Origin of the sequence: Hyphomicrobium sp. (assembly GCF_041659645.1) — a bacterium.
GTDB lineage: Bacteria > Pseudomonadota > Alphaproteobacteria > Rhizobiales > Hyphomicrobiaceae > Hyphomicrobium_B.
In genome coordinates, this window is sequence record NZ_JBAZXX010000004.1 from 58,202 (window position 1) to 77,429 (window position 19,228).

Consider the following 19,228-nt stretch of genomic DNA (forward strand, 5'->3'; position numbering starts at 1 on the left):
ATGCACGCGTTCCATCCCTGGGCCCGACGGAGTTCGCCATGATCAACAAAATCATCGCGGGCGCCCTCTCGCAACGATTGCTGGTGCTTCTCGGCGCCGTCGGCTTACTCGCCTACGGAGCCTATTCGGCGCGGTACCTTAATCTCGATGCATTCCCGGACGTCACGAACATCCAGGTGCAGGTTAATACCGAAGCGCCGGGCCTCGCGGCAATCGAAGTCGAAAAGCTGATCACTTTTCCCGTCGAGACCGTCATGAGCGGCTTGCCGGGTTTGCAGCAGGTGAGGTCGATATCGAAAACGGGCTTGTCGGTGGTGACGATTGTCTTTGACGACAACGTCGATACCTACTTCGCGCGGCAGCTCGTAAGCGAGCGCCTCGCGGCGGCGAAGGAGCGAATTCCGAACGGTCTCGGGGCACCCGAGCTCGGCCCTATCACGACCGGCCTTGGTCAGGTGTTCAAATACATCCTCACCAGCCCAACTCTCGACGCTATGGAACTTCGCGCGATTAACGACTGGATCGTGAAGTTCCAACTGCGCACGGTACCGGGCGTCACTGACGTCTTGAGCTTTGGCGGCTCGGTGCGTCAGTACCAGGTCAACGTCGATCCCAACCGACTGGTGAGCTACGCGCTCTCGATCGCCGACGTGAAAGCGGCACTGCAAGCCAACAATGCCAACGCAGGTGGCTGGTACATTGAGGGGTCTCAGGAACAGCTCGTGGTTCGGGGCGAGGGTCTCATTCGAGGCGGCAGAGAAGGCATTGTCGACATCGGAGACGTGGTCCTCAAGTCCGTCGACGGCGTCCCGGTCTATGTACGCGACGTAGCCGATATCGAGTACGGCAGCGAGATTCGCCAGGGGGCCGTTTCGATGAACGGCAAGGGCGAGGTCGTGATGGGTGTCATCCTCCAGCTTAAGGGTGCCAACACTAAGAGCGTCATTGAAAATCTGAGGACCAAGATCGCGACGGTTCAGAAGTCCCTACCGGAAGACGTCAAAATCGAACCCATCTACGATCAAGCGGACCTGATTGAAAAAGCGGTCGGCACCGTAACCAAGGCTTTGAGCGAGGCGGCAGTCCTCATCATCGTCGTGCTGTTTCTTTTTCTGTGGAACGTGCGATCGGCGCTAGTGGTCCTCTGCTCCATCCCGCTCTCCATGCTGGTCGCCGTCATCATGATGCGGTGGTTCGGCTTGTCGGCGAACTTGCAGTCGCTCGGCGGCTTGGCCATCGGCATTGGCATGATGGTGGATGGCTCGCTGGTGATGATCGAGAACATCATGCGTCATTTGGCGGAGCCCAATCGGGGCAACAAATCTGTTTCCGCGCGGGTGCTGCACGCCGCCGAAGAGGTGGGCCAACCAATCTTCTTCGCGGTTTTAATTATCGTCGTTGTTTTTCTCCCTCTGTTCACACTCCAAGGCGTGGAAGGAAAATTGTTCAGCCCTATGGCTTTTGTCGTCGCGTTCGCCATGCTTGGCTCGCTCGTCGTGGCGCTGACGATCGTCCCGGTGCTTGCCTCGCTGGTCTTCCGGGGAAAGCTGAGCGAAGACGACAGCTTCCTGGTCAGGGGTGCCAAGGCGATTTACGGGCCCGTGCTGAATTTCGCATTGCGCCGGAAACGTTTTGTCGTCGGCATTGCGGTCGCCTCGCTGGTGGTCACCGGCATCATCATCCCGAGACTGGGCAGCGAATTCGTTCCCGAGCTCGACGAAGGAACGTTGAGTGTCCGCGTGACGGCGAATCCGAGCATCTCCATCGACGAGTCGCTGCGGATCGCCGGCAGGATCGAAAAGAAGCTCGTCGCTTATCCGGAGGTCAAATATGCGATCAGCCAAATCGGCAGGCCCGAGCTGGGCGGCGACCCGGAAGCGCTGAACAACAATGAAATATGGGTCGGCCTTAAGCCTCAGTCCGAGTGGGTAACAGCGCACACTCGCGCGGGGTTGATTGAAACGCTGACGAACGATCTTTCCGAATACCCGGGCGTTGCCATCAACTTCTCGCAGCCGATCGCCAATCGGGTAGATGAGTTGTTGTCGGGGGTCAAAGCCCAGCTCGCCGTGAAGCTTTTCGGCGAGGATCTCAAGGTCCTCGAGCAAAAAGGGCAAGAGATCGAGAAGATTGTGAGCTCCGTCGCGGGTGCGGCGGACGTTCAGACGGAACAGATCAGCGGCGAAGCCCAGGTCGTGGTGCATGCCAATCGTGATGAAGTGGCCAGATACGGCCTCAACGTCGCCGATGTGATGGACATGGTATCCCTGGCGGTTGGCGGCGAGGCCGTGACGGATGTCCTAGACGGACAACGTCGTTTTTCCATCTACCTGCGAGTGGCAAAGCAATTCCGCTCCAGCATGGACGCAATCGGAAAACTCTGGGTCACCAACAAGGAGGGGGTGAGAGTTCAGCTCGCTCAAGTTGCCAGCATCGGTTTGATCGAAGGTACGCCTACCGTCAGCCGGGAGGACGCGCAACGGCGCATCGTGATCCAGGCAAACGTTCGCGGCCGCGACCTCGGGGGATTTGTCGCCGAGGCCCAGAATCTTGTCGCGAGCAAAGTGGAATTGCCTGCGGGATACTTCGTCACCTGGGGCGGGCAGTTCGAGAACCAGCAACGTGCACAGCGCACGCTGATGATCGTCGTGCCGGTCTGTCTCGGCCTCATCTTTGCGCTGCTGTTCTTTTCGTTCGGCTCCGCACGCAATGCGTTGCTGATTATATTGAACGTGCCGTTTGCGTTGGTAGGCGGCGTATTCGCGCTCTGGATATCCGGCCAGTTTCTAAGTGTGCCGTCGTCGGTGGGCTTTATAGCGCTGTTTGGCGTGGCCGTGTTGAACGGCGTCGTCATGGTGTCTTACTTCAACCAATTGTTGGCCGAAGGATATGACGTCGAGACGGCGGTTCGCAAAGGCGCGATGCTGCGGCTGCGGCCTGTGCTCATGACTGCGACCGTGGCCAGCCTCGGACTCATTCCACTTCTCGTCGCGACGGGGATCGGCTCGGAGGTCCAGCGGCCCTTGGCGACGGTCGTCGTCGGAGGGCTAATGACTTCGACGCTGCTTACGCTCGTCGTCCTGCCGATTCTTTACAGCTGGTTCCCCGCCCTCGACCGCGAAATCGCTCGCGCCGAGGCGGCAGAGCATGGCTTCGGTTCCATTCACGACCATGACACGGGAGGAGGCCTTGGCGGAACCGTCACCAACTAGGAAGCGGCAGACGCGCATCAAAATCGTTGTCGCTTTTACCTGTGCGGCGATTGGCATCCTTATTGGTGCCGCATCGGCGTCAGCGGGGGCATTCGACAACGAGGATGGTCTCGCGTCCAAGAGCATTGAGCCCGTCGATGAGGAGGCTCAACGGCTCGCCGACCTCGCCAATGGTGCCTACAAAACTGGGGATTATGCGCGGGCCGTCGCGGGCTATTCCAGCCTCATTAAGCTCAAGCCCCGCGATGCGCGTGTTTTCTTCAATCGGGGACTCGCGCGTTATAAATTGCAGGAGATGCAGAAAGCCTACGACGATTTCAGTGAGGCCCTGGGAATCGAACCCCGGTTCCCTTTGGCATTGATCAATCGCGCCAAGATTTCGCTTCTCCGGCAATACTATCGAAATGCTCTTGAGGACATAGATCGCGCCTTCGCTTTGAAGCCGGCCGACCCCGCCATTCTTTATCACCGTGGCATAGCCCATCAGGGATTGGGGGAGGGCGCGAAGGCGCTGGCCGATTTTACGAAAGCAATCCAGTACTCCCCCACATTTGCCCCGGCTTTCTCCGAACGCGGACACGCGTTCCTCGCACAGGGGAAAGATGCGGAAGCCGTCCGCGATTTCAATGTCGCGTTGCGACTTGATCCGGGGAATGTCCGGGCCCGAATGGGTTTGGAACAGCTCACAACAGTCGTCTTGTCTCGCCCCCCTCCTACGCCATGGAGCTTATTCGAAAATGAAAAAAACAATGACATTCAACAAAGCAACGCGAACGATGGGGTTCGATAAAATGAAATGGCTGAGTCGAATAATAATTGCCGCCGGGATCGCACTAAGCCCGACATCCTCTATGGCGGTGCCCCAACATTTCGAGGCTTTCCAGAACACGATCGGAGGTTTGGAGGCCATCGACCAACGTTCATATCGGCACTGCCACAATATGCCGGTGCGAACTTACTGCCACAAAGCCGACAGTCTCCCACAAAACTGGCCGCCTTTTTCAGATAGAAAGCCGGAATGGAAACTTGATTATCAAAAGCGCAAAGGACACGTACATTCCGACGAATGCGGTCATCGGGTGCGATGACTTGCGGAGCGCGATTATACACCATCGAGACGGCGTGGGCAGAGAAGGTGTCGCCGCGTCTCCTTCATGTCCGCGTGAATTTTGTACGAATTGCAGACCGTACGTAATGCGAGGATGAAAGTTTGATGACGTTGACGTCGCCCGTTTACTACACGGCGATCCCCGTGATTGCCGCCGTCTTTGGAGCAATGCTAGCCGCCTATCAACGGCCGGGCGCCGCCGTGACGAGTGCTATCCAGCATTTTGCAGCCGGCGTGGTTTTCGCGGCAGCGGCGGGAGAGGTGTTGCCTGATGTCAAACACGGTACTTCACTTTGGCCCATCGTGATTGGCGGCGGAGCTGGTATCGGCACAATGCTGCTTTTCAAAGAATTGGGCGAGCGAACGAGCGGTCAAACCGGCCTCGCCGCGCTGGTCGGCTTAGATCTTTTTATCGATGGTTTGGTCCTCGGCCTCGGATTCGCGGCGAGTGCCAAGGCGGGACTGCTTCTAACAATAGCCCTCACCCTTGAAGTCTTATTTCTGGGTCTATCGCTGGCGGCCGAACTCGGCGAGGCCGCTTTGTCCCGGGTCCGGAGCGTCGCGATTGTCGGTGGTGCGGCATTGCTGCTGCCGGCCGGTGCCTTCGCCGCCTCGGGTATTGCTCAACTATCACCCGCCGTGTTGAGCGGGTTTCTGTCGTTCGGTTTGGTTGCGCTGCTCTATCTGGTGACGGAGGAATTGCTCGTCGAGGCGCATGAAACGCCCGATCGACCCTGGGTGACGGCGCTATTTTTTATCGGATTCCTCCTTCTTCTAGTTTTGGAACAACTCATTGTCTAAGGCGGCGAAGGCAGCGGTAAAAAAACCGCTTGCTCCTCTAGTCACTAGAGAACGTAGCGTGCCCCTCTAAACAGGCAAGGACGCATATGGCGAGCTCAGTTCAAACACGTTTTCGCATCGACGGCTTGGATTGTGCCGGATGCGCGACTAAGGTCGATACAGCGGTGCGCCGCATGCCAGGTGTGGAGGAGGTCGCCGTGTCGGTCGCCGCTGGGACGATGACCGTCCGCCATCAGGGAACGGTCAACCTCGGCGCCATCGAGAAGAAAGTAACGGCCCTTGGCTATAAAATATTTCCGGCATCCGATCGTCACACGCCAACGAAGGCGAACGGTTGCTGCAGTCCTGACGCTACGCACGCCGCCGGCGAAGCTGGCCGCGCCCAGATGCCCGCTCATGATGACGTCCCGAGGAAGGGCGCATGGTGGCAAAGCAAAAAGGGACGCCTGACGCTCGTGTGCGCCGGGGCCCTGGTCGTTGCCTTCGCTATTGGCAAGCTCGCGCCGGCGATTGCGCCCCTTGCGTTCGTGGCGGCGATGTTGGTCGGCCTCGCACCGATCGCGCGGCGTGCCGTCATGGGTGCTCTGGAAGGGGCGCCTTTTTCCATCGAAACCTTGATGACTGTCGCGGCGGTGGGCGCTGTGCTCATCAATGCGGCGGAGGAGGCCGCGACGGTTGTCTTCCTGTTTCTGGTGGGTGAGTTGCTCGAGGGAGTCGCCGCAGGAAAAGCCCGCGCGAGCATTCAGTCGTTGACATCCCTCGTGCCGAAAAGCGCGCTTTTGGAACAGGCCCGTGGCACGCGCGAGGTCCCAGCAGAGAACTTAGCCGTGGGCGACGTAATTTTGGTGCGGCCGGGAGACCGCATTTCAGCGGACGGCGTCATCGTTTCTGGCGAAAGCGGCATCGATGAAGCGCCGGTGACTGGTGAAAGCACGCCGGTCCGCAAAGGCGTAGACGCGGAGGTATTTGCTGGAACCGTCAATGGCGATGCCGCGCTTCGAGTACGGGTCACCGCAGCGGCAGCCGACAATACGATTGCGCGCGTCGTCAAGCTCGTTGAAGAAGCGCAAGAATCCAAGGCACCCACCGAACGCTTCATTGACCGCTTCGCGCGCTACTACACGCCGGGCGTAGTTGTGGTGGCTGCGCTGATTGCCGTTATCCCGCCGCTCCTCTTCGGCGGTGAATGGCAAGAATGGATCTATAAGGGATTGGCTATTCTTTTGATTGGTTGCCCATGCGCGCTGGTGATCTCGACGCCGGCCGCGATCGCAGCTTCGCTCTCGTCGGGGGCGAGAAGGGGATTGTTGCTAAAGGGCGGTGCCGTGCTCGAAAACCTCCGAACCATTACGGCGGTGGCTTTTGACAAGACTGGGACCCTTACGGAAGGTCGGCCGAAGGTTACCGATATCGTCGACTTCTCGCTTTCGGCCGCCGACGTCCTGACATTTGCTGCCGCGCTGGAAACGGGTTCCAGCCATCCGCTTGGTAAAGCGATCTTGGCGAGAGCGACGTCGGACAACAGAGATCTCCCACCCGTGACGGGAGCGAAGGCTCTTGGCGGGAAGGGTATCTGCGGGACCATTGGCGGCAAGCAGGTGTTTTTAGGATCTCCGAAGGCTGCGGACGACCGCGTCCAAATATCTGTAAATCAGTGGGATCGTATCAAGGCCCTCAGCGAGGAGGGTAAGACGGTTTCTGTGCTTATCGTCGACGACGGCATCGCGGGCGCCATAGCGATGCGCGATGAGCCACGCGCCGACGCCTTGGCCGGCCTCAAAGCGTTGGCACTAACGGGCATCAAAACCGTGATGCTCACAGGCGACAATCGGCAAACGGCCGCCGCAATAGGCAAGCAGCTGGGGATTGAAGTGCGCGCGGATCTGTTGCCGGAAGATAAGCAGCGGATCGTAACCGAGCTGCAGCGCCAAGGGTTGGTCGTTGCCAAAGTGGGCGACGGTATCAACGATGCGCCCGCGTTGGCGGCCGCTAATATTGGTATCGCCATGGGAGGCGGGACGGACGTAGCGCTCGAAACCGCCGATGCCGCAATTCTTCATGGCCGGGTGGGCGACGTCGCGGCGATGATAGGCTTATCAAAGCGCACCATGGCCAACATCAGGCAGAACATCACCATCGCATTAGGTTTGAAGGCTGTTTTTCTCGCAACCACGGTTCTTGGTTTAACCGGCTTGTGGCCCGCGATTTTAGCCGATACAGGGGCAACTGTGCTCGTCACCATGAACGCAATGCGCCTCCTTCGCGTTTAGCATAGCCTCGCATCAAGGGCATCGGAGACTGATATGAGCAAGAGCCAACAGGACAAAGCCAGCGACATCACACGCGACGGGCTTGCAAAGCTTCTGAATGAAGATCTTGGCCGGGAATACCAGGCGATCATTTCCTACGTCGTATACTCCCAGGTGCTGAAGGGCGCCGAGTTCATGAGTATAGCTGAACAGCTTGAGGCCCACGCGCATGAGGAGTTGAAACACGCACTCATAATATCCCGTCAGATCGATTACCTCGGCAAAATGCCGACAGTTGTTCCAAAGCCCGTCCGAACGTCGGAAGACGCTAGGCAAATGCTTCAGTTCGATCTTGATAATGAAAATGAGACAATTCGGAACTACCGGGACAGAGTGAGGCAGTGCGAGGCCCTCGGTGAGTTTGCGTTAGCCGAACAAATTCGCCAGATCCTCGTCGATGAACAGGATCATCAAATAGATTTGGCCACCGCGCTTGGCGTTGAGGTGCCGGACTTAACCAAAAGAAATAGCTGAGTGGATTCTCGTAGGAAACGTTTGTGCCGGCTTGACCATCGCGGCAATGCGCATTTTCGGAAACTGGCTATGCGCGTCCGGCGCGCCGCCGCGACGCCAGCATTGTTGCCTGGACTAGACACTTCGCCGCGTCTTACGTGGAATTGGCTGATTTATCGCAATTGTAGCGTGGACTTTGGCTTGACTTTGCCATGATCAGAAAACACTTTCCTCACCTATGAACGGTTCGACCCAAACAGTTGTGCGATTCGCGAACGTGCAGAAGTTGCGCGAGTCGAGTTGTGTGATTTTAGCTTGGTCGAGTCGGCTCCTGAAGGTGTTTTTGGCCGGCTTGGTATTGTTTGCATGTGCGCCGATTTCCGCCTCGCATGCCAAATCACACCTGAATGCCGACGGTTATGCGTCGCAGATCGCGGAGACTGCGGCTGATCTCGCTGGGCAAGAAAGCACGGATAACAACTCTTCTCCGAACGGCGGCCCTGAGCACCATTATTGGTGTGGTTGCCCGTGCCTTGGAGCATTTCCCCCACGCTCGGGATATGAGTCTGCGTATTTCGCCATGACGCGTGTAGGGTATCCCGCTTACCTTGATGCGCTCGCCCCCAAGTATGAACCGGCACCTCTCCGGAAGCCCCCGCGCATTCCGGTAAGCGCATAAGCTCCCGCTCCCGTTCGCGGTTATTTCGATGCACGGGTAGATCCTCATCCTCCTGTAACTAAAGCTTGGACGCGCGCTTTCATCAGCGTGCCGTCCGGCATGGATAATAATATTATGAAGCGACTTGGTCTCGTCGCGGGCTGCCTCCTCGTCGGCACGTTCGTGGGTGCGTACTTTTTTCATACGGAGGATTTTGCAGCGGGGTTGAATAACCTCGCGGGTCTCAATTCTCAGGCCGAAACGTCTCATTCGGAAGACGCGGCGAAAGACACCGGCCATGAGCACGAGGGGAAATCAGCGGGGGTGGCATCCCACGCTGAGCAAGATGGCGGCCAACAGACGGAAAATGAAAAGCTCGCGATGGCGGCCGAGCAAATCGATCGATCCAAAATCGCCGTCAAAGTCGCGGCGCCTGGCCTCATAAGTAAGCGGTTGCGCGTGCCAGGAACCATCCTTGCGGATCGAAATCGCGTCGGCCGCGTGCCGTCGAAAGTCGTCGGAACCGTCGTTGAACTCAAAAAGGGCCTGGGCGATGCAGTGAAAGCTGGTGAAGTCATCGCGATCCTCGACAGTCGTGAGGTCGCTGACGCGAAAAGTGAATTCATTGCAGCCGTCGTCAATTTCGGGCTGCAGGATACGCTTTATCGGCGCGAAAAGACTCTTTGGGAAAAGCAGGTCTCCTCGGAACAGCGTCTTTTGCGGGCAGAGGCAACCTATCGGGAAGCGCAAGTTCGCCGCGACGTTGCAAAACAGAAGCTTTCGGCGCTTGGCGTCAGCGAAAAAGCTGTCTTGGAGCTTGCGGACACGGGCCAAGTGGCAACCCGCCTTGAGCGCTACGAAATTAAATCACCCATCAGCGGCCGTATCGTCGAGCAGCTCGTGGATATTGGCACACCGATGGGTGGTGAAGGCCAAGCGCATGAACTTTATGCCGTTGCGGACCTCTCCAAGGTTTGGGTCGAACTTACGGTATCGCCGCAGGATCTTCCTCAAATCAAGGAGGGTCAGCGGCTCACGATCGAGGGCGCTGGCAAGTCTGACGGGACCATCATCTTCACCAGTCCAGTCCTGAATCAGGATACGCGTTCCGCTCGCGTTATCGCATCGGTAGAAAACGCCGAGGGTATCTGGCGTCCCGGATCGTTCGTCACTGCTGACATTGCTGTCGCGGAATCAAGGGCCAAACTGGTTATCCCGAAATCCGCCCTTCAGACGATCGAAGGAGGCGCGCGCGTTTTTGTTCGCACCCCTGAAGGCTTCGAGGCGCGCCAAGTCACGATCGGGAATGACGATGGGGATGCGGTGGAGGTGCTTTCCGGGCTAAAGCCCGGTGAGCCGATCGCGATTGCCAATACGTTTTTGCTTAAAGCCGAGCTTGGGAAATCCGAAGCCGAGCACGACCATTGATTTAGGGTTCTGAAATGATTGTTCGACTGCTCTCGTTCTCGGTCCATCAGCGCTGGCTTGTCGTGATGCTGACACTGGCTGCGGCCGCCTACGGCATCTATACGCTCGATAAACTACCGATAGACGCCGTGCCAGACATTACGAATAACCAGGTGCAGATCAACACAATCGCGTCGTCGCTCTCACCGGAGGACATCGAAAAGCAAATAACTTTCCCCATAGAGACCGCCCTGGCCGGCATTTCCGGTCTCGAGTACACAAGATCCTTGTCGCGAAACGGATTTTCTCAAGTTACCGCTGTGTTTTCTGAGAAGACAGACATCTATTTTGCGCGACAGCAGGTCGGAGAGCGATTGCGTGAAGCCGAAAAGAATCTTCCGGACGGGATAGCACCCAAGCTCGGGCCCATATCCACGGGTCTTGGCGAGATCTACATGTGGACAGTGCAGTTTGCACCCGCATCTTCCGCGCAAGTGGAAGACGGCAAACCCGGCCCTCAAAGCGACGGCAGCTATCTGACACCTGAGGGCCAGCGGCTGACGACCGACATTGAGCGGGCCGCATATCTTCGAACCGTGCAAGATTGGATCATACGCCCTCACATGGTCACGGTGCCGGGAATTGCGGGCATCGACGTTATCGGCGGCTTTGAAAAGCAGTACTTGGTTCAACCAGATCCCGCGCACCTCACGGCACTTAACCTCTCTTTTGGCGATCTGGCGCAAGCGCTCGAGCAAAACAACGTGAACCGAGGCGCGGGATACGTTGAGAAAAACGGCGAAGGCTTCGCTGTCCTTAGTACGGGACGCCTCATGACGGCGGAGCAAATTGCGAACGTCGTCGTCGCAACGCGTGGCGGTGTCGCGATCCGCATCAGGGACGTCGCCAAAGTGGGCATCGGCCGCGAGATCAGGACGGGTAGCGCCAGCGAGAATGGTCAAGAAGTCGTGGTGGGAACGGCGCTGATGTTGATAGGTGGCAACAGCCGCACAGTCGCGGCCGCCGTTGACGCGAAAATGAAGGAGATCCGGCGCAGCCTTCCGCCGGGCTTGCAGGCACAAACGGTCCTTGATCGCACGCTCTTGGTCGATGCGACGGTCGCGACCGTTAGTAAAAACCTTGCTGAGGGCGCGCTCTTGGTCATTGTCGTGCTGTTCCTGCTGCTTGGAAATTTCCGCGCAGCCCTAATTACGGCTTTCGTCATTCCGCTCGCGATGCTTTTGACGATGACGGGAATGGTTCACGCCAGGATCAGCGCGAATCTGATGAGCCTGGGTGCGCTGGATTTCGGTCTCATCGTGGATGGCGCGGTGATCATTGCAGAGAACACGCTCCGACGAATAACGGAGCATCAGCACGAAATAGGCCGGAAACTCAGGCTTGAGGAGAGATTACAAACGGTCATCCAATCTGCGGAGGAAATGATCAAGCCGTCGGTCTACGGGCAGGCAATCATCATTCTTGTCTATCTCCCGCTGCTTACCTTCACCGGCATCGAAGGCAAGATGTTCGAGCCTATGGCTTTGACGGTCATCATCGCGCTTGTCGCCGCATTCGTGCTTTCGATGACTTTCGTGCCCGCCGCCATCGCGATCGCTCTTTCGGGTCGCGTGGAGGAAAAAGAAAACCTATTTGTGCGGATTCTCAAGCGCGCCTACGAGCCGGTGCTGCGACGAGCAATTGTGCGTCCGATGGCATTCGTCTTGGGTGCCGTGGCGCTCTTGATTGTTGCGGGACCATTGTTCTCGCGGCTTGGTCAGGAATTCATTCCGACGCTTGACGAGAAAAACCTTTCGATGCAGGCGATCCGCATCCCCAGCACATCGCTCTCGCAATCTCAGCAGATGCAAGGCGAGCTCGAGAAAGTCGTTAGCAAGCTTCCAGAGGTTGCTTTCATTTATTCGAAGACGGGTACGGCGGAGGTTGCCTCCGATCCGATGCCACCCAATGCCTCTGATACTTTCATCATCCTGAAACCGACGGAAGAATGGCCAGATCCAAACCTTGGAAAGGATGCGCTCGTCACAAAAATTCAAGCCAGCATTGAGAAGCAGCCAGGCAACAATCTCGTTTTCTCGCAACCTATTCAGATGCGGTTCAACGAGCTTCTGGCGGGTGCGCGGGGAGATCTGGCAATAAAAGTGTTCGGCGAGAATTTCGAACCGATGCTGCGCGTTGCCAACCAAGTCGCATCGATTTTGCGTAGTACGCCGGGCGCGACCGATATTAGTGTCGAGCAGGCGTCGGGGCTCCCCTTCCTCGCGATCAAAATCAATCAGGACGAGACCGCGCGACTGGGCCTCAGTATCATGGCTGTCCAAGACGTGATCGGCGCCGCAATCGGGGGGCGTGAAGCCGGTCTGGTGTTCGAAGGCGACCGCCGCTATCCGATTATCGTGCGACTCGCGGATGGCATGCGCGAGGATCTAGAGAAGCTCAAGCATCTACCGGTGTCTTTGCCACCAGACCGCAATGGCAAAACATCGTCTGTCCTGTTGGAGCAGGTGGCTAACTTCGAATTCACCGAAGGGCCGAATCAAATCAGCCGCGACAATGGCAAGAGACGCGTTGTTGTGACCGCCAATATTCGCGGACGCGACATTGCGTCAGTTGTGGGGGAGGCGCAGCAGAAAGTTGGGAACCAAATCGCATTGCCGCCGGGATATTACATTTCCTGGGGCGGCCAATTCGAAAATCTCGCCGCCGCGCAGCAACGCATGATGATCGTGGTGCCGGCGTGTTTTTTTCTGATCTTTTTGCTGCTCTATTCTGCACTCGGGTCTACTCGCGACGCACTGCTGGTATTTTCGGCCATTCCGCTTGCTTTGACGGGAGGTATTGTAGCGCTGTGGCTGCGCGGTATGCCGTTCTCGGTATCGGCGGCTGTGGGTTTTATTGCGCTGTCGGGCGTGGCGGTGCTCAATGGTCTCGTGATGATGACCAGCATCAATCAGCTCATCGAACGGGGATTTCGGCGTCGCAGGGCGATATTCGTCGGGGCGCTTACGCGTCTACGGCCTGTCGTCATGACTGCGCTCGTCGCTTCGCTCGGTTTCGTCCCAATGGCGGTTTCTACGGGAACTGGGGCGGAAGTTCAGAAGCCGCTTGCCACGGTCGTCATCGGCGGGCTTGTCAGCGCCACGATACTTACACTTTTGGTTCTGCCGGCACTGTGCGCGAAGTTCGGGAAAAGGTCTGTCGCGAGGATTGAAGGTGAAACGCGAATTTCAACGTTGGCGACATCTCAAGGAATGGCATGATCATGGGCAACCAGTATTTTCGGCCGCTGCCAGAAAAGACGAGTCCTCGCGTCTTTGATCGCAATAGAAATCGAGCCATCGCGGGGCCTCGCGCGTTTAGAACTAGCCCCTGTTAGTGTGAGCAGAAGCGGTGCAAAGCCATAACTTCAATAGAAAGGCGTTGCCAATCCGCCTTATAGCGGCGCTGGTGCTCGCCTTTATGTTGCCGGCGTCGGTACTGGCCGCGCCGATGCGCTATTGCGTCGGCCAAAACGGCCATCGCGGGATCGAATTCGTTCTCGCCAAACACTGCTCTCACGAGAATGCCGACGTGAAGAGCAGTGCGGGGTTAATTGACTTCTCTATTGGCGCTTTGCATGTCGTCGGTTCGCATTGTCAAGATAGGCTGCTCGTCCCTGAGGTTACCAAGCCGGATGCATGTCGTATTGCGACGTCACACCCCGAGCCTGTCCTCCCGCCGGGTTTTCGTGCGCAAAAACCTGCCCCGACGAAACCATCAAGTCAGGCAGCCCGGCGATTTGCGCCCGGGTTCTGGTACCTCGATCTCCGCCTCGTTTGTCTCAGGACCATTGTGCTTCTGAACTAGAGCGACGGCAGCAATACGAGCCAAGCAGAGTTAAAGCGCGCGAAATATATCGCATGTCCGCGTAGAGCGCGGCTGAGTGTGCTGTTCCCTTTTCAAAAATCTGTTCAGCGAGCGGGTGCAATCGCGCATTGGCGAGCCCTCCGCTGAAGACTCGAAACATCCTTCAACGAGGAAAACCCAAGATGCAAAATATCAATAGGATTTCATCCCTACGCTTTTTAACGCGATCGATGTTGGCTACAGCGTTCGTCGGTATCAGCCTCGTTTCCTTTGCGGCGCAGAGCGCGGAAGGGGGCACTTCAGCGAATTCGTTTGGTCCTCTGGTCGTCGCGGACGCGCATTCCTATCGGCATTGTCACAATCTCCCTAGGAGAACGTATTGCCACAAGGCCGATCGACTGCCGCAGAACTGGCCGCCGAACACCAACACGCCCCATCGAACGGGAAGCGAAACGGACACACGGAGAGATTGCCTGCCGCTTTCAAGAAGCTGCATCGCGAACTTCCGTTACGGCAAAGGATAAGTGAGCAAGGCTGCCAAGGCGCCAGGTGTGCCTTGGCAGTTCGTTGGGAGGCCACGGAGTTCCTGCACAAAAAGGTGCGCTCGGTGGTCGACTTCAGCGCACGCGCGCGCGTGGCGGCTTGTTTGAAACGAGAGCCTTAGCGGCGATGACAAATCAATGGCCTTTTTCAACTGGGGAGGATTGGATGTCGATGCGGCGAGTGGTCGGCGGAGTGACATTTGCAAATCCGAGAGCGTTTTGGTTCGGTGTTACGGCCGTTACCGCCGGGGTTCTCGCGCATATTCCCATGTATCTGATGGGTAGTGGAAACGGCTATCGCTTGGCAGGGATGCCAATGGATCAAACAATGATCCTTGGAATGGTCTCGATTGCGGTGGGATTGCTTGCGAGCCTTTACGGGTTGATGCCAAGCAAGGGGGAAGAACTCGGAAAGCGCGCATCGCAGTTTGAAGTGACAACCCTAGACGACGCGAAGATCACTATTTCTCATGTTGGATTGATGGTCACGATGGCGTTCGCCGTGACAATCGACGTGATGAAGCCAACGACTCTCGCGTTCGTCATGCCTGGCATGTCCCTCGAATACAATTTGTGGTCTCCGCTCAATCCGCGCGGGGCGATACCCGTCAGTTACATTGCACTTTTCGCGATTGTTGGAACCTTCCTGGGCTCCTTTCTTTGGGGGTGGCTTGGAGATCGGATTGGGCGTAGGGCCTCCATCCTCTATGCAGGCATTGGGTTTATTGCTACTTCGATTTGCGGAGCAATGCCGAGCTTCGAGTGGAATTTGGCAATGTGCTTCCTGATGGGAATGACCGTCGGAGGTATGCTTCCCATCTGTTACACACTTCTCGCCGAAACCATTCCAGCGAGACACCGCGGTGTGCTAATGGTCTTGATCGGCGCCGACATCGCCGGCGCGTACGTTGCAACGAGCTGGCTCGCCGCTGCGTTAATTCCGACGTATAGCTGGCGAATTTTGTGGCTGATTGGCTTGCCCACTGGCCTAGCGCTAATTGCGCTGAATAGGTGGATTCCCGAGTCGCCGCGCTATCTCATTGCTGCGGGCAGAATTGAAGAGGCTGCCGCCGTAATGGCGCGTTACGGCGCGCACATCAAAGATCTAACGGCGTTTACTGCCATGGAAGATCAAGCTCCCGATCGCTGGTCGAGTCTGTTTAGTCCTGCATTTCTCAAACATACAGCGGCAGTAGCCTGTCTTGGTTTCGGTTCAGGGTTGGTTCTGTTCGGGTTTAATCTTTGGATGCCGACTAACTTACGCCAGATCGGCTTTACAGATTCTGACGCACTTCTTCGTAATGCGGCGTTACTAGGTTTTCCATCTACGCTTTTGGTTGCTTGGCTGTATGGGGGCTGGAGCAGTCGCAAGACGATCCTCCTTCTGACGACTACGATATCGGTAGCACTTTTGGCCTTTGTCGTCGCCGCCGGGGGAATCGTCGACAATCGTTTTCTCCTGTCCATTCTGATGCCGATACCCATCTGCGGTATCAGCTCACTGTCGGCGGTGGTGTCGGTATACGCGTCCGAAATTTTCCCTACGCAAATACGGGCGAAAGGCGGCGGACTGGCCGCGGGAGCGAGCAAACTAGGCGGTGTCGTCATCATCGCGCTCGTGACAACGGGGATGGCGCCTCCCTCGATGAAAGCGATCGCCCTTATCGGCGCGGCATCGATGACATTGGCATCGTTGCTCGCGATGGCCACTTTGATTGAAACCAAAAGCCGACGACTCGAACAACTTGGTGCGCACGAAAAAGCGCAAACGGGAGACGCGTGATATGGGAAAGCCGATACGAAGCATTACCATCGTCGGTGGTGGTACAGCCGGCTGGCTCGCGGCCGCTTTTCTCAATCGCTACTGCACATCAGATGACCCGGGTAAGAGTATTGAGATCACTCTTATCGAATCTCCGGACATCCCGATTGTCGGTGTTGGCGAAGCAAGTTTGCCGGGAATGGTCGTGCTGCTTCATCAACTTGGTATTTCTGAAGCGGAATTCTTCAACGCTGCGGACGCGACTTTCAAAGTCGCGGCCCACTTCGTCAATTGGAATCACGATAAAAACGGCAAGCCGATCGAGTTCCTGAATATCTTGAATGCTCCGCCGATCATCGAAGGACGGGCACTGGCTGATTATTTTGTGACCTTCGATCCTGCGCGGAAAGACCCCTCCGTGGGCATATCGTATGTTCGCGGCTTTTCTCCTGTCGTAGAGATCGTGAGGAACAATCTTTCACCCCGTCGCCCCGGTGAGTCCGATTTCAGCGCTGAGATCGGCTACACCTACCACTTCGACGCGACGAAGGTTGCTGAGTTCCTCAGAAAGCTGGCGACGGGCCGGGGTGTCAAGCATATTACCGACAATGTCAACTCGATCGCGCTTGACGAGAGGGGGTTCGTCAGAAGCTTGGGATTAGGTGAGTATGGTGAACATGCGATTGACTTTATCATTGATTGCACGGGCTTCAGAGGATCTATCCTGCAACAGGCTTTAGGGGAACCGTTCGAATCGTACGCCGACTACTTGCTGAATGACCGTGCCGCAGTCGTGCAAATTCCCCACAAAGACCCGGCGGCAATCGCGCCAGTGACGAAAGCGACGGGGTTTTCGGCCGGTTGGAATTTTAACATCCCACTCACGACCCGTATCGGTACCGGCTATGTTTTCTCAAGCCACTTTATCTCCGACGACGAGGCGACAGAGGAACTCCTTAATTGGTATGGCGATCAAGCCAAAGGCTGCGAACCTCGCATTATCGCAATTCGCACGGGCCGTGTCCGCAATGCATGGAGTAAAAACTGCGTCGCGTTGGGCCTCGCGGGAGGATTCATCGAACCACTCGAGGCGACGGCAATATTCATGACGGATCTAGCGGTGAGATGGCTGCGCCGCTTTCTTCCAACTAGCGATTTCGAGCCCGAACTGGCCAACGCGTACAACCGTCAGGTAGCGCGGCTTTACGACGAGGTTCGTGATTTAGTGCAGCTTCACTACCATCTCAATAATCGGCACGATACAGAGTATTGGAAAGCGGCGCGCGACGGGACGAGACTTTCTGATCGTCTCCAGGAGAATCTCAGGATATGGCGCAATAGGACTCCCGAAGATCTGGACCTGGGCAGCACGTTTTTGTTTGGTGGACCTGTCTATGCTCTCCTGTTGATTGCTAAGGGCTTCTATCGGGATACCGATCTCGTTAATGCGCCGTCATTGAACCACGCCGCTTACGATCATTACCGACGCGCGGTCCGCGACGGGAGATCAAACCAACTCCGGGATTTGATTTCGCAAAGCGAGTTCTTGCGAACTATGGGCAAAGCGGCGGTGGTGCGGCCTTCAGGCCAACGCCTCGGGCCGCTTGTCGGCTTTGCGGCAGGCAACACGAAAATCAAGTTGCCAGTATATGCGCCGAAATCAAGAGGAAATGATCCGTCTAAGAGCTAACGAAGCCGAGGCCCCATAATGATCAAAGCAAAAAGCGGAGTGTCAAGGTTTGGAGCCTCGTCCAGACGATCCGCAAGCAAATCTGGACACAAGATCTTTGCAACTCAAATTTACGAGCGATGGAATTTAGATATCGATGATTCAAGAAGAGTCGTTGCCTCACAAATTATATATTCAATCAGGACTAAATGGGGCACAGCGGTCGCATTCGAGGAGGCAACGGGCATCTCGCAGACCGAAATCTCGCGCATTCGGCACGGAAAACTTGCACGATTTTCATTGGACAGATTGGTTCGCCTACTCTGGATGGCTGATCCCGACGTTGAAGTCGAACTTCGAGTGAATGTCGTGCGCAAATCCCGCAAACGGCGGGTGCGAGAAAAGGGACAGGCTTGCACATCACGACGAGCTTCTCCCACAAGTTCCGATGATATGCTGTGATAGTGGGGCACTAGCCGAGAATGCGCTTGAAACCTTTCCGCTCGACAATTCATTACTTATAGAATGAACACGGCCTCAATCTTGGCTTATGTTCAATTCGCTAGACAAGGAGCTTTCCCCTCGCGTGCGTCTCCTCGTGGTGACGGAAAAATTGACCAGGACGTTTTTAGCGGAGATCATCGTGCGGATGCGGACCCCTCACTTTGCCGAAAAAATTCCAACTTGGTGCGGAGCGGCGCGATCGAATCTAGCTTTAAGTCCCCTAGCCGTCATTCAATTACGACTACTGTCGAAACCATAGCAGACAACCTTATGGCCAGTGCCCATCGCTCGACGAGGATGGTCTGAATTGTCAGCTTTCTTTGGGGGCTGTGTGAGAACCCAGCGGGTGGGGTTTCATGGCCGATAGCGCTCTGGAAAGCCAAGGACGGCTTGACGGAGGACGAGCGGCGCATGATCAAGCGCAACCTCGAATTCTTCGCCGCTTCAGAATCCCTTGTTGCCAACAACATCGTGCTGGCGATCTACCGGCATCTCACCAATCCCGAATGTTGGCAGTATCTGTTGCGGCGAGCGTTTGAAGAGGCGGTGCATACTCATACGTTTCAGTACATCGTCGAAAGCCTCGGGCTCGATGAGGGTGAGCTCTTCAACATTTATCGCAAAATCCCTTCGATCACCGACAAAGCCGCCTGGGCAATGGCCTACACCAAGCATCTCGATGATTCGACTTTCGCGACTGGCACAAAATCGACCGATCAAGTATTTCTTCGCGACCGAGTGGCATTCTACGTCGTGTTCGAAGACATGTGGTTCTACACGGGGTTCGCTCAGATTCGGTCGCCGCAACAACATAGTCGGTATCGCCGAGCAGTATCAGTACATCCTGCGGGACGAGAGCATTCATCTGAACTAGCCGGAAATATATTTCTCCCACACATCGGTACTTCAGCGGCAGCAACGGATTGACGTCGGCGC

At 56.6% G+C, this 19,228-nt stretch carries 10 protein-coding genes and 1 pseudogene; all 11 read left to right on the forward strand.

Annotation, left to right across the window (positions count from 1 at the left end):
* Positions 1 to 38 precede the first annotated feature (38 nt).
* Complete coding sequence (locus WC811_RS14665) at positions 39 to 3,212, forward strand: efflux RND transporter permease subunit (RefSeq protein WP_372645923.1); 3,174 nt, start codon at positions 39 to 41, stop codon at positions 3,210 to 3,212.
* Positions 3,190 to 4,002, forward strand: a complete 813-nt coding sequence (locus tag WC811_RS14670; RefSeq protein WP_372645925.1) for a tetratricopeptide repeat protein — start codon at positions 3,190 to 3,192, stop codon at positions 4,000 to 4,002. Before WC811_RS14665 ends, WC811_RS14670 begins: the two co-directional genes overlap by 23 nt.
* Before the next feature lie 423 nt (positions 4,003 to 4,425).
* Positions 4,426 to 5,121: a ZIP family metal transporter gene (locus WC811_RS14675; RefSeq protein WP_372645927.1), complete on the forward strand. Its 696-nt coding sequence runs from the start codon at positions 4,426 to 4,428 to the stop codon at positions 5,119 to 5,121.
* 86 nt (positions 5,122 to 5,207) lie between these two features.
* Positions 5,208 to 7,391: a heavy metal translocating P-type ATPase gene (locus WC811_RS14680; RefSeq protein WP_372645929.1), complete on the forward strand. Its 2,184-nt coding sequence runs from the start codon at positions 5,208 to 5,210 to the stop codon at positions 7,389 to 7,391.
* A gap of 33 nt (positions 7,392 to 7,424) precedes the next feature.
* Positions 7,425 to 7,904 carry a bacterioferritin gene (locus WC811_RS14685; RefSeq protein ID WP_372645931.1) on the forward strand — a complete coding sequence of 160 codons (480 nt, stop codon included), beginning with the start codon at positions 7,425 to 7,427 and terminating at the stop codon, positions 7,902 to 7,904.
* Positions 7,905 to 8,676: 772 nt separating this feature from the next.
* Complete coding sequence (locus tag WC811_RS14690; protein ID WP_372645934.1) at positions 8,677 to 9,969, forward strand: efflux RND transporter periplasmic adaptor subunit; 1,293 nt, start codon at positions 8,677 to 8,679, stop codon at positions 9,967 to 9,969.
* Positions 9,970 to 9,983: 14 nt separating this feature from the next.
* On the forward strand, positions 9,984 to 13,229 hold the full coding sequence (locus WC811_RS14695; RefSeq protein WP_372645936.1) for an efflux RND transporter permease subunit: 3,246 nt from the start codon (positions 9,984 to 9,986) through the stop codon (positions 13,227 to 13,229).
* Between the two features lie 1,294 nt (positions 13,230 to 14,523).
* The gene (locus WC811_RS14700; RefSeq protein WP_372645939.1) at positions 14,524 to 16,140 is read left to right on the forward strand and encodes an MFS transporter; all 1,617 of its coding nucleotides are present in this window, start codon (positions 14,524 to 14,526) and stop codon (positions 16,138 to 16,140) included.
* Position 16,141: 1 nt separating this feature from the next.
* Entirely contained in the window at positions 16,142 to 17,809 is a 1,668-nt protein-coding gene (locus WC811_RS14705; RefSeq protein WP_372645941.1) for a tryptophan halogenase family protein, read from the forward strand.
* A gap of 18 nt (positions 17,810 to 17,827) precedes the next feature.
* Positions 17,828 to 18,250, forward strand: a complete 423-nt coding sequence (locus WC811_RS14710; protein ID WP_372645943.1) for an XRE family transcriptional regulator — start codon at positions 17,828 to 17,830, stop codon at positions 18,248 to 18,250.
* A gap of 405 nt (positions 18,251 to 18,655) precedes the next feature.
* Positions 18,656 to 19,163 (forward strand): annotated as a pseudogene (locus tag WC811_RS14715) (ribonucleotide-diphosphate reductase subunit beta); the annotation flags it as partial.
* Between the last annotated feature and the right edge of the window lie 65 nt (positions 19,164 to 19,228).